We start from the raw sequence: 13,020 nt of genomic DNA on the forward strand, positions 1-13,020 counted from the left end.
GTGGGCCCACGGGGGACGATCGAGGGGAAACGGGGGAAGCGGGGGGAGGGCACGGGGGAGCACGAGGAGCGGGGCTGGAGGGTCGGGGGGCCTGTCCAGTCCCGCTTCACGTGTGCGTCCGCTCCGGCCGCCGCTACGCCGTCGTCCGCTGCCGCGTGTGCCGTCCCGCCGCCGCTGCCGCCAGCCGGCCCAGTGCCTCGTTGCGGCCGCACGGGTGCGCGCCCAGGGACGTCTGGCGGGCGACGATCGACCGCTCCGTGCGCATCAGCCGCCAGCCGCGGCGCAGCAGGAACGGGATCGACTTGCGCCCCTCCTTCAGGTCGCGCAGGAAGCGGCGGCGGAAGGTGGTCACCGGGCCCCGGGTCAGGCACAGCGCGTCCGCCAGCACGCCCAGTTCACGGCAGCGCTCGACGATCTCCGCGGCGAAGATGCCTTCCGCGACGAACAGCGGGGTACGGCCGATGCGCAGCGTCTCCTCGCCGGTGCGGGCGCTCAGCGCGATGTCGTACACGGGCACCGGCGTCGATCCGGTGGCGCACAGTCGGGTGATGGCCTCGACGGCGACGTCCGCGTCCCAGGACTGCGGGTGGTCCCAGTCGATGTCCGAACTCTCCTCCACCAGGGGCAGAGTCGGGTCGGCGCCCTCCTTGTAGAAGTCGTCGAGGCGCAGCACGGGGAGCCCGGAACGGGCGGCGACGAGGGACTTGCCCGAGCCCGAGGGGCCGCACAGCAGCACGACACGGGCGGGGGACGGGAGATGAAGGCTCACGGAACACCAGTTTGACGCATGGGGGCCCGCCTGCCGACCCCGCGGGTCGGCTTTTGAGCGTGACCCTCACCTCAACTACTCTTCGTGTCGAACTTGTTACCCAACGCGACATAAGGTGGCCCTCAGATGGCACGACACGCGTCCCCCCTCAACCACACCGCGAAGCGCGCCCTGATCGTCCTCGCGACCGCCTCGGCCGCGCTGGGCGCGGGTGTGGCGACGGCGTCCGCGGACGCCGCTCGTGGTGCGGCGGCGTCCGGGCTGCCCGCCTCGCTCGGGGCGATGGCCCCGGAGGGCGGCGCCCAGGTGCCGGGGCTGACCGACTACGCCGCCACCCCCCTGCAGGCGATCCAGTACACCCCGGTCGCCCACACCCGTGTCCTTCCGGTGGACGACGGCGACCTCGGCAGCCTGACCGGTCCGCTCGCCCGGACGGGTCCGATCGGCATCGTCCCGGTGACGGAGGGGCTCGGCGGAGTGCTGAGCGGCATGGCCGGGATGCAGTAGCCGGTGGCCGGCCTCAGACGAGAGAGCCGCGTCTTCCCCGGACGGAGGGAAGGCGCGGCTCTCGGTCGTGCGGACCGGCTCGGCCGGGCGCGGTGGGCTCAGTACGACGAGCCGGAAGCGCCCAGCGAACCCGTCGGGTGCCAGACCGTCTTGGTCTCCAGGAACGCCGTCAGCCGCTCGGTGCCCGGCGTCCCGAAGTAATCCACAGGCTGTGGACGAAGGACCCGCTTCAGGTTGTCGGCCGCCGCGATCTCCAGCTCCTTCGCCAGCGCCTCGTCGGCGCCCGCGAGGTCGATCGCGTTGACGTCCTGGTGTGCGGCCAGCGGTGCCGCGAGCTCCGCCGTGCGGCCGGACAGGACGTTGACCACGCCGCCGGGGACGTCGGAGGTGGCCAGCACCTCGGCCAGGGAGAGGGCAGGGAGCGGCGCCTTCTCGCTCGCGATCACGACCGCCGTGTTGCCGGTGGCGATCACCGGGGCCAGGACCGAGACCAGGCCCAGGAAGGACGACTCCTGCGGGGCCACGACGGCGACCACGCCGGTCGGCTCGGGCGAGGAGAGGTTGAAGAACGGGCCCGCGACCGGGTTGGCGCCGCCGATCACCTGGGCGATCTTGTCGGTCCAGCCCGCGTACCAGACCCAGCGGTCGATCGCGGCGTCCACGACCGCGGCCGCCTTCGACTTGGACAGGCCCTCCGCGTCGGCCACTTCGCGCACGAACTGCTCGCGCCGGCCCTCCAGCATCTCCGCGACCCGGTAGAGGACCTGGCCGCGGTTGTAGGCCGTCGCCCCGGACCAGCCGCCGAACGCCTTGCGGGCGGCGACGACCGCGTCACGGGCGTCCTTGCGGGAGGACTGCGGAGCGTTGGCCAGCCACTTGCCCTTGGAGTCCGTCACCTCGTACACCCGGCCGCTCTCGGAACGCGGGAACTTCCCGCCGACGTACAGCTTGTAGGTCTTGAAGACCGACAGTCGCGGTTCGGTCTTTTCGGTCTTCTCAGACATCGAGGTACGCCTCCAGGCCGTGACGGCCGCCCTCGCGGCCGAAGCCCGACTCCTTGTAGCCGCCGAACGGCGAGGTCGGGTCGAACTTGTTGAACGTGTTGGACCAGATCACGCCCGCGCGAAGCCTGCTCGCCACCGCCAGGATCCGCGAACCCTTCTCGGTCCAGATGCCCGCCGACAGGCCGTACTGCGTGTTGTTCGCCTTGGCGACCGCCTCGTCCGGGGTGCGGAAGGTGAGCACCGACAGCACCGGGCCGAAGATCTCGTCGCGGGCGATGGTGTGCGCCTGGGTGACGTTCGTGAACAGCGTCGGGGCGAACCAGTAGCCGGAGGCGGGCAGTTCGCAGGCCGGGGACCAGCGCTCGGCGCCCTCTGCCTCGCCCTGCTCGGCGAGCGCGGTGATCCGGGCCAGCTGCTCGGCGGAGTTGATCGCGCCGATGTCCGTGTTCTTGTCCAGCGGGTCGCCGAGGCGCAGCGTGGACAGGCGGCGCTTGAGGGAGTCCATCAGCTCGTCCTGGACCGACTCCTGGACGAGGAGCCGGGACCCGGCGCAGCAGACCTGGCCCTGGTTGAAGAAGATGCCGGTCACGATGCCCTCGACGGCCTGGTCGATCGGGGCGTCGTCGAAGACGATGTTGGCGCCCTTGCCGCCCAGCTCCAGGGTGAGCTTCTTGCTCGTGCCGGCGACCGTCCGCGCGATCTCCTTGCCGACGGCGGTCGAGCCCGTGAACGCGACCTTGTTCACGTCCGGGTGCGCGACGAGCGCGGCGCCCGTGTCGCCGTAGCCCGGAAGGATGTTGACGACGCCCTTGGGCAGGCCCGCCTGGCGGCAGATGTCCGCGAAGAACAGCGCCGAGAGGGGGGTGGTCTCGGCGGGCTTGAGGACGACCGTGTTGCCGGTCGCGAGCGCCGGGGCGATCTTCCACGCCAGCATCAGCAGCGGGAAGTTCCACGGGATGACCTGGCCGGCCACGCCCAGCGGCTTCGGGTTCGCGCCGAAGCCGGCGTGGTCGAGCTTGTCGGCCCAGCCCGCGTAGTAGAAGAAGTGGGCGGCCACCAGGGGGAGGTCCGCGTCGCGGGTCTCCTTGATCGGCTTGCCGTTGTCCAGGGTCTCCAGGACGGCCAGCTCGCGGCTGCGCTCCTGGATGATCCGGGCGATGCGGAACAGGTACTTGGCGCGCTCGGAGCCGGGCAGCGCCGACCACTTCTCGAAGGCCTTGCGGGCGGCCTTCACCGCGCGCTCGACGTCCGCCTCGCCGGCCTGGGCGACCTCGGACAGCACCTCTTCCGTGCTGGGCGACACCGTCTTGAAGACCTTGCCGTCGGCCGCGTCCACGAACTCGCCGTCGATGAACAGGCCGTAGGACGGCGCGATGTCGACGACCGAGCGGGACTCGGGCGCCGGTGCGTACTCGAACGCGGAAGACCGCTTTTCCGTGATCTTTTCGGTCATGGTGATCAGTCCACCGTCACGTAGTCGGGGCCGGAGTAGCGGCCGGTGGCCAGCTTCTGGCGCTGCATCAGCAGGTCGTTGAGCAGCGAGGAGGCGCCGAAGCGGAACCAGTGGTTGTCCAGCCAGTCCTCGCCCGCGGTCTCGTTGACCAGGACCAGGAACTTGATCGCGTCCTTGCTGGTGCGGATGCCGCCGGCGGGCTTCACGCCGATCTGGACGCCGGTCTGGGCGCGGAAGTCGCGCACCGCCTCCAGCATCAGCAGGGTGTTGGCGGGCGTGGCGTTCACCGCGACCTTGCCCGTCGAGGTCTTGATGAAGTCGGCGCCGGCGATCATGCCGAGCCAGGAGGCGCGGCGGATGTTGTCGTACGTCGACAGCTCGCCGGTCTCGAAGATGACCTTCAGCCGGGCGCTGTCGCCGCAGGCCTGCTTCACGGCGACGATCTCGTCGTACACCTTCAGATACTTGCCGGCGAGGAACGCGCCCCGGTCGATGACCATGTCGATCTCGTCCGCGCCCGCGGCGACGGCGTCGCGCACGTCGGCCAGCTTCACGTCGAGGGCGGCGCGGCCGGCCGGGAAGGCGGTGGCGACGGAGGCGACCTTGACGGACGAGCCGGCGACGGCCTCCTTGGCGGCGGCCACCATGTCCGGATAGACGCAGACGGCCGCCGTGGCGGGGGTCGTGCGGTCCGTCGGGTCCGGGTGGACCGCCTTGGCGCCGAGCGCCCGGACCTTGCCCGGGGTGTCCGCGCCTTCCAGCGTCGTCAGGTCGACCATCGAGATGGCGAGGTCGATGGCGTACGCCTTCGCGGTGGTCTTGATGGAGCGGGTGCCGAGAGAGGCGGCGCGCGCCTCCAGGCCGACCGCGTCGACGCCGGGCAGCCCGTGCAGGAAGCGGCGCAGCGTGCTGTCGGACGCGGTGACGTCCGAGAGAGCGTGAGCTGTGGGTGCGGTAGTGGGCATGGTCACCAGACGAGCATATCTACGCGCGTAGCGGATGTATAGCCCCGGGTTTGCTCACATCTGGGTCAGGGGTCACGGATGAGCGCCGGGGCGGACCGGCCGGGTGCCGCGGGCATACGGCAGAATCGGCCCCATGACGACCCCGGACCACCAGTCACCCGCGTCACAGCCCCCGGTGCCCGCCACCCAGGACCGGATCTACCGCTCGCCCATGGCGCTCGCGGGCGGCGTGATGCTGCTGCTCGTCGTCGGCTGGCTCGGCTTCGACGCGCTGTTCCAGGGACATGGCCGCACGCCCTGGCTGGCGCTCGCCGGGATGATCCTGGTCGTGCCGCTGGTGATCGCCTTCACGCTCCGCCCGGCGGTCTTCGCGGGCGAGGACCGGCTGCGGATCCGCAACCCGTTCCGGGTGATCGGCCTGCCCTGGGGCGAGGTCGCCTCGCTGCGCTCCAGCTACTCCAACGAGGTCGTCGCCAAGTCCGGCCGCAAGTACCAGCTGTGGTCCATCCCTGTCTCGCTGCGGGCCCGCAAGAAGGCGGAGGCGCGCAAGTCGAAGGCGGCGGCGGAGGCGGCGCGCGGCGGCGGTGGCGCGAGCCGGGGGCTCGGCGGCCTCGGTGCCCTCGGCGGCGTCGGCGGCTCGGCCGCCGCGAGCGGTCCGACCCGCGCGGACACCGACCAGGTCATGGACGAGCTGCGGGACACGCTGGAACGACGCCGCGAGGCGGAGTCGGCGCAGGGCGAGGTCACCGTGCGGTGGGCGTACGAGGTGATCGCACCGGCGGTGGCCGGTGCGGTGCTCTTCGCGATCCTGCTCGCTACCGGCTGAGCGGCGCGGATACGGTCCCCTTTGAAGGACGCGTCACCTCGCGGCGTACGGGACGAAGGCGGTCCAGGTGGCGGGGGTGAGGGTGAGGGTGGGGCCCTCGGGGGTCTTGGAGTCGCGGATGTGGATGGTGGCGGGGGTGGTGGCTATTTCGAGGCAGGATTCGCCGTCAGTGCCGCTGCTGTAGCTGCTTTTGAACCAGGACAGCGCCATTTCCACGCAGGATTCGCCATTCGTGCCGCCGCTGTAGCTGCTTTTGAACCACGCCAGTTCAGAGAGGGTTCCGGCGTAGGGCTTGCGGGTCATGTCTCTCCCAGCAGTTTCTCGATGAAGGTCAGCGACTCCCGTGGTGGGAGGGCCTGCGCTCGGATGGTTCCATACTGCAGTTCCAGGATGCGGAGCTGCTTTGGGTCGGTGATGGGCCGACCGTTGAACAGACCGTCGGCGCGTCCCACCGCTGTACCGTCCGGGAATTTGAGCAGCTCGATCCTGCCGTCCAGCCCCGGATGGGCATCGGTGTCCGTCGGCATGACTTGAAGTGTGACGTTGTTGAACCGCCCCACCTCCAGCACATGTTCGAGCTGCTGTCGCCACGCCATTGTGCCCCCAACCTGCCGGCGCAGCGGTGCCTCTTCCAGCACGAAGTGGATGGACGGGGCCGGATCCCGTTCGAAGACCGACTGCCGTGCCAGACGAGCGGCCACCATACGGTCCACGTCGTCCGGCGAGTACGGCGGCTGTGCAGCTCCGATCAGGACCCGCGCATGCTCCGGCGTCTGCAACAACCCGGCGATGATGTTGCACTCGTACACGCCGATCTCGACGGCGTTCGCCTCCAGCTTCCCCAGTTCCCGCACCTTCTTCGGGTACCGGACCTTCTTCACGTCCTCCCACATGGCCGCGATGAGCCCGTCCGCGTTCAGCGCGTCGTCGGCCTTGTCCAGGTACTCCCGGCGAGGAATCCGCTTGCCGCCCTCGACTTTGTAAATCAAGTCCTCGCTGTACCCGATGGCCTCCGCGAACTTCGCCGCCCGCATCCCCACCGCCTCCCGCCGCAGCTTCAACTGCCGCCCCACCGTCGCGATCACGGCGACGCCCCACTCGTCGTCAGGGTCGACCTCCCAGCCGGGCTCGTCCGCCTCCGTCATCCCTCACCCCTCCGGTCACACTCCGTTCCGTCATCGTATGGATCCACAGAGTCACAGGTGCCGGGAATGACGAAATGGGGCGCCCCTGAGCGGGGCGCCCCATCGCTGTCGTACTGCTGACGGCTCAGATGCCGGCGGCCGCCGACAGGTCGCGCTTGATCGCGGTGAGCAGCTCCGTCGCGCGGGCGTGCGCGGCCGGCAGCTCGGCGTGGGACGCGACCGGGACGACGACCTCCAGGTAGCACTTCAGCTTCGGCTCGGTGCCGCTCGGGCGGACGATCACCCGGGCGCCGTCGAGGGTGTAGCGCAGGCCGTCCGTGGGCGGCAGCCGGTCCGTGCCCCGGGTGAGGTCCTCGGCCTTGGTGATGGCGAGCCCCGCAAGCTCGGTCGGCGGCTGCTCGCGCAGGCGGCGCATCGCGTCCGCGATGACGGAGAGGTCCTGGACGCGGACCGAGAGCTGGTCGGTGGCGTGCAGGCCGTGTTCGACGGCGAGGTCGTCGAGGAGGTCCAGGAGGGTCCGGCCCTCCTCCTTGAGCTGCGAGGCCAGCTCGGTGATCAGCAGAGCGGCCGTGATGCCGTCCTTGTCGCGCACGCCCTCGGGGTCCACGCAGTAGCCGAGGGCCTCCTCGTAGCCGTAGCGCAGGCCCTCCACGCGGGCGATCCACTTGAAGCCGGTCAGCGTCTCCTCGTACGGCAGCCCCGCCTTCTGGGCGATCCGGCCGAGCAGGGAGGAGGAGACGATCGACTCGGCGAACACGCCGCTCGCGCCGCGCCGCACCAGATGGGCGGCGAGCAGCGCGCCGACCTCGTCGCCGCGCAGCATCCGCCAGTCGGCGCCGTCCTTGACGGCCACCGCGCAGCGGTCGGCGTCGGGGTCGTTGGCGATGACCAGGTCGGGGTCGGTGGCGCGGGCCCGCGCGAAGGCGAGGTCCATCGCACCCGGCTCCTCCGGGTTGGGGAAGGCGACCGTCGGGAAGTCCGGGTCCGGGTCGGCCTGTTCGGCGACCAGCGCCGGCTCGGGGAAGCCGGCGCGGGCGAACGCGGCGAGCAGCACGTCCCGGCCGACGCCGTGCATCGCCGTGTAGACGGTACGGGCGGTACGGGGGGAGCCGGTGGCCAGGACCTCGTCGGTACGGGCCAGATAGGCGTCCAGGACCGCGTCGTCCAGGGTCTCCCAGCCGGCGTCCGGGCGGGGTACGTCGTGCAGGGAGGCGATCGCGTCGATCTCGGCGGCGATCTCCGCGTCGGCGGGCGGCACGATCTGGGAGCCGTCGCCGAGGTAGACCTTGTACCCGTTGTCCCGGGGCGGGTTGTGGCTGGCGGTGACCTCCACGCCCGCGACGGCGCCGAGGTGCCGTATCGCGAAGGCGAGGACGGGGGTCGGCAGGGGGCGGGGGAGCACGGCGGCGCGCAGACCGGCGCCGGTCATCACGGCGGCGGTGTCGCGGGCGAAGTCGGCGGACTTGTGGCGGGCGTCGTAGCCGACGACCACGAGTCCCCCGGCCTGGCCGTTCTTCTTCAGGTACGCGGCGAGGCCCGCGGCCGCCCGGATGACGACGCTGCGGTTCATGCGCATCGGGCCGGCGCCGAGTTCGCCCCGCAGGCCGGCGGTGCCGAACTGGAGGGTGCCGGAGAACCGGGCCGACAGCTCGGCGACGTCACCGGCGTCGATCAGCTTGGCGAGTTCGTCGCGGGTCTCCGCGTCGGGGTCCTCGGCGAGCCAGGCCTTGGCCCGTGCGATGAGATCGTGCACCTTGGGATCAACCTCTCCGTGTTTTGCGTGGTCCTCCGGGGGATCCGCCCCCAGACCCCCGTGCGCCCACCGCACTCGGTCGGCCGAGGGGTGGGCGCACGGGAGCCCCGTCGCCGACGCGGCAGCGCCTGCGTCCGCTTACAGCTTGCCCAGCACCTGGGTCAGCAGCTGGCCCATCCGCGCCGCCGAGTCACGGCCGGCCTGGAGGACCTCCTCGTGGTTGAGGGGCTCGCCGGTCATGCCGGCCGCGAGGTTGGTGACCAGGGAGATGCCCAGCACCTCGGCGCCCGCCTCACGCGCGGCGATGGCCTCCAGGACCGTGGACATGCCGACCAGGTCCGCGCCGATGACACGGGCCATGCGGATCTCGGCCGGGGTCTCGTAGTGCGGGCCGGGGAACTGCGCGTAGACGCCCTCCTCCAGGGTGGAGTCGATCTCCTTGCACAGGGCGCGCAGACGGGGGGAGTACAGGTCCGTCAGGTCGACGAAGTTCGCGCCGACGATCGGGGACGTGGCCGTCAGGTTGATGTGGTCGCTGATGAGGACCGGCTGGCCGGGGCGCATGCCCTCGCGCAGACCGCCGCAGCCGTTGGTGAGGACCACGGTCTTGCAGCCGGCGGCCACCGCGGTGCGCACACCGTGGGCGACGGCGGCGACGCCACGGCCCTCGTAGTAGTGGGTGCGGCCCAGGAAGACCAGGGCGCGCTTGTCACCGAAGGAGTACGAGCGGACCTTGCCGCCGTGCCCCTGGACGGCCGGCGGCGGGAAGCCGGGCAGCTCGGTGACCTGGAACTCGGCGTCGGGTGCGCCCAGGGCGTCGACGGCCGGAGCCCAGCCGGAGCCCATCACGAGGGCGACGTCGTGGGTCTCGGCGCCGGTGAGTTCGCGCAGGCGCGCGGCGGCGGCGTCGGCGGCGGCGTAGGGGTCGCCCTGGATGTCGTCCGGAAGAAGAGATGCGTTCACGTCGACGAGGGTAGCTCGTGTTCGCCTACGCGCGTAGATGACAGAGCCCACGGGATGGCGATCGTTGTCTTGTCGTTTCCGACGAAGGTGCCGCGGGCGCGGCCGGTACGATCACTCGCCCGTGACGAAGATGTCCCTGTCGTTGAAGACTTCCACGATGAAGATCAGCAGTCGGCCCACGCTGACGGTGTACTCGATCAGGATGTTCTGGGTCAGCCGGATCGTGCGGTCGTCGCCGGTGGAGCTTATGGGCCGGGACAGATCGGGAAACGGGTCCTGCGCGAGCATCATGATGCCCTTGTCGAACGCGGCACGCTGCGGGTCGTCGAGCCGGTCGCGGGCTGCCGCCGCCTGCTCGGTGTAGTAAACGGTGTAGGCGTTCCTGCCGGTCATCGTGCCCTCCGATTCCTGTGTCGGTCTCCGCCCAAGTCTAGGGTCGGGCGTTTTCAGCAGGGCCGTTTCCGCAGTTCCATCACGTAATCGTGTGGTGCCCCCGCCGATTCCGCCGCGTCGGCGATCTCGCCCAGATACCGCGCCGAGGGCAGACCGCCCTCGTAGCCGTTGAGGACGTACGTCCATGCCGTCTCCTCGCCGTCGAGGGTGTGCGCGCGCACGCGCACCCGGCGGTAGAGGTCCAGACCCCCGCCCTCCCATCGGTCGAGGGACTCCTCGTCCATGGGTGCGATGTCGTACAGCCCGACGAAGACCTCGGCGAGCGGGTCCTCGACGATCGTCGCCAGCGCGCCCTCCCAGCCCAGCTGCTCGCCGCCGAACGTCAGCCGCCAGCCGTTCAGCCAGCCCGTGGCGCGCAGGGGGGAGTGCGGGGCGCGGAACGACATCAGGCGCGCGTCGAGGTTGCCGGCGTAAGCGGCATAGAGCGACATGAAGAGAGGGTACGGCAGGGAAAGTCCCGTCACTCGCGCCCCGGGAGGCACTCGTGTGCGCCCCCGGGCAGTAGCACCTTGAAGCGTGCGGGACAATGGGGTACGTGACTCGGATCGTGATCATCGGTGGCGGACCCGGCGGATATGAAGCGGCCCTGGTAGCCGCGCAGCTCGGTGCGGAGGTGACCGTCGTCGACTGCGACGGTCTGGGCGGAGCGTCGGTGCTGACCGACTGCGTGCCGTCGAAGACCCTGATCGCCACGGCCGAGGTGATGACCACCTTCGACTCCTCCTACGAGGAGCTGGGCATCATCGTCGCCGACGACACCCCGCCGCTGGAGCAGGCGGCCCGGGTGGTCGGCGTGGACCTGGGGAAGGTCAATCGCCGTGTGAAGCGGCTGGCCCTCGCCCAGTCGCACGACATCACCGCCTCCGTCACCCGCGCCGGCGCCCGGGTCATGCGCGGCCGCGGCCGGCTGCAGGGCATGCAGTCCCTCGACGGCTCCCGCAAGGTCGTCGTCACCGCCGCCGACGGCACCGAGGAGACCCTCGTCGCCGACGCCGTGCTCATCGCCACCGGCGGCCACCCGCGCGAGCTGCCCGACGCCCAGCCCGACGGCGAGCGCATCCTCAACTGGACCCAGGTCTACGACCTCACCGAGCTGCCCGACGAGCTGATCGTGGTCGGCTCCGGTGTGACCGGTGCCGAGTTCGCCGGCGCCTACCAGGCGCTCGGCTCCAAGGTCACCCTGGTCTCCTCCCGCGACCGCGTGCTGCCGGGCGAGGACCCGGACGCCGCCGCCGTGCTGGAGGACGTCTTCCGGCGCCGCGGCATGAACGTCATGGCCCGCTCCCGCGCGCAGTCCGCCAAGCGCGTCGGCGACCGGGTCGAGGTGACGCTGGCCGACGGCCGGGTCATCACCGGCTCGCACTGCCTGATGGCCGTCGGCGCCATCCCGAACAGCGCGGGTCTCGGGCTGGAGGAGGCGGGCGTGAAGCTGCGCGACTCCGGTCACATCTGGACCGACAAGGTCTCGCGCACGACCGCTCCCGGCGTCTACGCGGCCGGTGACGTGACCGGCATCTTCGCCCTCGCGTCCGTCGCCGCCATGCAGGGGCGTATCGCCGTCTACCACTTCCTCGGCGACGCGGTGACCCCCCTGAACCTCAAGACGGTCTCCTCCAACGTCTTCACCGACCCCGAGATCGCGACGGTCGGCTACACGCAGGCGGACGTGGACGCGGGCAAGATCGACGCCCGGGTCGTGAAGCTGCCGCTGCTGCGCAACCCGCGCGCCAAGATGCAGGGCATCCGCGACGGCTTCGTCAAGATCTTCTGCCGCCCGGGCACGGGCATCGTGGTCGGCGGTGTGGTCGTGGCGCCGCGTGCCTCGGAACTGATCCACCCCATCTCGATCGCCGTCGACAACAATCTGACGGTCGAACAGATCGCGAACGCGTTCACCGTGTACCCCTCCCTTTCGGGGTCGATCGCGGAGGTGGCCCGGCAGCTCCACACCCGCAAGGCGAGCGCGGAGGCCTGACGGCCTGCGCGGACTCCCCGCTGGTCACGGGGAGTTGCCGCGCGTGCGTACGGCATAGTCGGGGCGGATAGGTCCTATACCACTTCCCGCCCCACCATGCGAACAACTTCTGTTATTCGGCGCAAACTGCTGAAAGCAGACGGTCGCTGGGGTTACTGTCAGTTTCGTGTTCGCTGCTGAACGTCGCCAATTGATCCTCGAAATGGTGCGAGCGAACGGTGCCGTGTCGCTCCGTGAACTCGCCCGCGTCGTCCAGACCTCCGAAGTGACCGTACGGCGGGACGTGCGGGCACTGGAGGCAGAAGGACTCCTCGACCGCCGGCACGGCGGTGCCGTACTGCCGGGCGGATTCACGCGCGAGTCGGGCTTCCCCCAGAAGTCCCATCTCGCGACCGCCGAGAAGACGGCCATCGCCGATCTCGCCGCGGGCCTCGTCGAAGAGGGCGAGGCCATCGTGGTCGGCGCGGGTACCACCACGCAGGAGCTGGCCCGCCGGCTCGCGCGGGTGCCCGGCCTGACGGTCGTCACCAACTCCCTCCTGGTCGCCCAGGCGTTGGCCCATGCCAACCGGGTGGAGGTCGTGATGACCGGAGGCACCCTGCGCGGCTCCAACTACGCCCTCGTCGGCTCCGGCGCGGAGCAGTCCCTGCAGGGGCTGCGCGTGTCGAAGGCCTTCCTCTCCGGAAGCGGCCTCACCGCCGAACGGGGCCTGTCCACCTCCAACATGCTCTCGGCATCCGTCGACCGGGCCCTCGTCCAGGCCGCCGCCGAGGTCGTGGTCCTCGCCGACCACACCAAGCTCGGCACGGACACGATGTTCCAGACCGTGCCGACGGACGTCATCACCCGCCTCGTCACCGACGAGCCCCCGATCCACGACGACCGCGCCGCCACCGAGTTGCAGGCGCTCGCCGACCAGGGGGTGCAGATCGCCGTGGCCGGGGCGAGTGGAAACCCGGGGGGTGAACAGGTCCCGGCGACCCGCCGCGCCCCCCTGCCGGGGCCGCGCAGGGGCCACGTGGCACTCCGCTCGGGGGCGGGGCTGGAGCCGAGTGGTGTCGAGCGGGGGCGCGTCGCCGATCTGCGGCGGCGTTAGCCGTCGAGCCCGGTCGTTCCGGCGCCCGGTCGCCGAGCCCTCCCTGAGTCTCGGGAAAAGGGCGACGCCCGGTGGACCGTGCAAAGTCGGTCCACCGGGCGTCGCTCGGAC

At 71.0% G+C, this 13,020-nt stretch carries 14 protein-coding genes; 4 read left to right on the forward strand and 10 right to left on the reverse strand.

What is annotated here, in order from left to right; translation table 11 throughout:
• Positions 1–133 precede the first annotated feature (133 nt).
• The gene (locus AQI95_RS08690) at positions 134–769 is read right to left on the reverse strand and encodes a uridine kinase family protein (RefSeq protein WP_244188669.1); all 636 of its coding nucleotides are present in this window, start codon (positions 767–769) and stop codon (positions 134–136) included.
• Positions 770–895: 126 nt separating this feature from the next.
• Here AQI95_RS08690 and AQI95_RS08695 point away from each other — a divergent pair, with 126 nt between their 5' ends.
• Entirely contained in the window at positions 896–1,276 is a 381-nt protein-coding gene (locus AQI95_RS08695) for a hypothetical protein (protein WP_067119934.1), read from the forward strand.
• A gap of 98 nt (positions 1,277–1,374) precedes the next feature.
• Here AQI95_RS08695 and AQI95_RS08700 read toward each other — a convergent pair whose 3' ends face one another.
• From AQI95_RS08700 to deoC, 3 genes are read right to left on the reverse strand one after another with little or no spacing between them, the layout of a single operon-like run.
• On the reverse strand, positions 1,375–2,280 hold the full coding sequence (locus AQI95_RS08700; protein ID WP_067119937.1) for an aldehyde dehydrogenase family protein: 906 nt from the start codon (positions 2,278–2,280) through the stop codon (positions 1,375–1,377).
• The gene (locus AQI95_RS08705; protein ID WP_067119940.1) at positions 2,273–3,733 is read right to left on the reverse strand and encodes an aldehyde dehydrogenase family protein; all 1,461 of its coding nucleotides are present in this window, start codon (positions 3,731–3,733) and stop codon (positions 2,273–2,275) included. Before AQI95_RS08705 ends, AQI95_RS08700 begins: the two co-directional genes overlap by 8 nt.
• Positions 3,734–3,738: 5 nt before the next feature.
• Positions 3,739–4,698, reverse strand: coding sequence for a deoxyribose-phosphate aldolase (deoC, locus tag AQI95_RS08710; RefSeq protein WP_067119942.1), 960 nt, complete (start codon positions 4,696–4,698; stop codon positions 3,739–3,741).
• 133 nt (positions 4,699–4,831) lie between these two features.
• On the opposite strand from deoC, the gene AQI95_RS08715 reads away from it, so the two are divergent.
• Positions 4,832–5,524, forward strand: coding sequence for a PH domain-containing protein (locus AQI95_RS08715; RefSeq protein ID WP_067119945.1), 693 nt, complete (start codon positions 4,832–4,834; stop codon positions 5,522–5,524).
• Positions 5,525–5,557: 33 nt separating this feature from the next.
• On the opposite strand, the gene AQI95_RS08720 is transcribed toward AQI95_RS08715, so the two are convergent.
• The 6 genes from AQI95_RS08720 to AQI95_RS08745 form a co-directional block, all read right to left on the reverse strand.
• Positions 5,558–5,827 carry a DUF397 domain-containing protein gene (locus tag AQI95_RS08720; RefSeq protein WP_067119948.1) on the reverse strand — a complete coding sequence of 90 codons (270 nt, stop codon included), beginning with the start codon at positions 5,825–5,827 and terminating at the stop codon, positions 5,558–5,560.
• Entirely contained in the window at positions 5,824–6,669 is an 846-nt protein-coding gene (locus AQI95_RS08725; protein WP_067119951.1) for a helix-turn-helix domain-containing protein, read from the reverse strand. The genes AQI95_RS08720 and AQI95_RS08725 overlap by 4 nt, the downstream gene beginning before the upstream one ends.
• Positions 6,670–6,793: 124 nt before the next feature.
• Positions 6,794–8,422, reverse strand: a complete 1,629-nt coding sequence (locus tag AQI95_RS08730) for a phospho-sugar mutase (RefSeq protein ID WP_067119953.1) — start codon at positions 8,420–8,422, stop codon at positions 6,794–6,796.
• Between the two features lie 138 nt (positions 8,423–8,560).
• Positions 8,561–9,385, reverse strand: coding sequence for a purine-nucleoside phosphorylase (locus tag AQI95_RS08735; protein ID WP_067119957.1), 825 nt, complete (start codon positions 9,383–9,385; stop codon positions 8,561–8,563).
• Between the two features lie 111 nt (positions 9,386–9,496).
• A complete protein-coding gene (locus AQI95_RS08740) occupies positions 9,497–9,778 on the reverse strand; it encodes a type II toxin-antitoxin system RelE family toxin (protein WP_067119960.1) in 282 nt (93 codons plus the stop codon).
• A gap of 53 nt (positions 9,779–9,831) precedes the next feature.
• A complete protein-coding gene (locus tag AQI95_RS08745) occupies positions 9,832–10,269 on the reverse strand; it encodes a gamma-glutamylcyclotransferase family protein (protein ID WP_067120439.1) in 438 nt (145 codons plus the stop codon).
• 95 nt (positions 10,270–10,364) lie between these two features.
• On the opposite strand from AQI95_RS08745, the gene AQI95_RS08750 reads away from it, so the two are divergent.
• Together AQI95_RS08750 and AQI95_RS08755 are read left to right on the forward strand one after the other, a co-directional pair.
• Complete coding sequence (locus tag AQI95_RS08750; protein WP_067119963.1) at positions 10,365–11,813, forward strand: NAD(P)H-quinone dehydrogenase; 1,449 nt, start codon at positions 10,365–10,367, stop codon at positions 11,811–11,813.
• A 166-nt stretch (positions 11,814–11,979) separates the two neighbouring features.
• On the forward strand, positions 11,980–12,909 hold the full coding sequence (locus tag AQI95_RS08755; protein ID WP_079071139.1) for a DeoR/GlpR family DNA-binding transcription regulator: 930 nt from the start codon (positions 11,980–11,982) through the stop codon (positions 12,907–12,909).
• The last annotated feature ends 111 nt before the right edge of the window (positions 12,910–13,020 follow it).

Source organism: Streptomyces yokosukanensis (genome assembly GCF_001514035.1).
In the GTDB taxonomy this organism is placed as follows: domain Bacteria; phylum Actinomycetota; class Actinomycetes; order Streptomycetales; family Streptomycetaceae; genus Streptomyces; species Streptomyces yokosukanensis.

What these genes read in the sequence shown, in the direction of transcription:
- AQI95_RS08705 (WP_067119940.1), bottom strand. Translation starts at nt 3,733, where the DNA reads ATGACCGAAAAGATCACGGAAAAGCGGTCTTCCGCGTTCGAGTACGCA.
- AQI95_RS08745 (WP_067120439.1), bottom strand. Translation starts at nt 10,269, where the DNA reads ATGTCGCTCTATGCCGCTTACGCCGGCAACCTCGACGCGCGCCTGATG.
- deoC (WP_067119942.1), bottom strand. Translation starts at nt 4,698, where the DNA reads ATGCCCACTACCGCACCCACAGCTCACGCTCTCTCGGACGTCACCGCG.
- AQI95_RS08715 (WP_067119945.1), top strand. Translation starts at nt 4,832, where the DNA reads ATGACGACCCCGGACCACCAGTCACCCGCGTCACAGCCCCCGGTGCCC.
- AQI95_RS08725 (WP_067119951.1), bottom strand. Translation starts at nt 6,669, where the DNA reads ATGACGGAGGCGGACGAGCCCGGCTGGGAGGTCGACCCTGACGACGAG.
- AQI95_RS08695 (WP_067119934.1), top strand. Translation starts at nt 896, where the DNA reads ATGGCACGACACGCGTCCCCCCTCAACCACACCGCGAAGCGCGCCCTG.
- AQI95_RS08740 (WP_067119960.1), bottom strand. Translation starts at nt 9,778, where the DNA reads ATGACCGGCAGGAACGCCTACACCGTTTACTACACCGAGCAGGCGGCG.
- AQI95_RS08720 (WP_067119948.1), bottom strand. Translation starts at nt 5,827, where the DNA reads ATGACCCGCAAGCCCTACGCCGGAACCCTCTCTGAACTGGCGTGGTTC.
- AQI95_RS08700 (WP_067119937.1), bottom strand. Translation starts at nt 2,280, where the DNA reads ATGTCTGAGAAGACCGAAAAGACCGAACCGCGACTGTCGGTCTTCAAG.
- AQI95_RS08750 (WP_067119963.1), top strand. Translation starts at nt 10,365, where the DNA reads ATGGGGTACGTGACTCGGATCGTGATCATCGGTGGCGGACCCGGCGGA.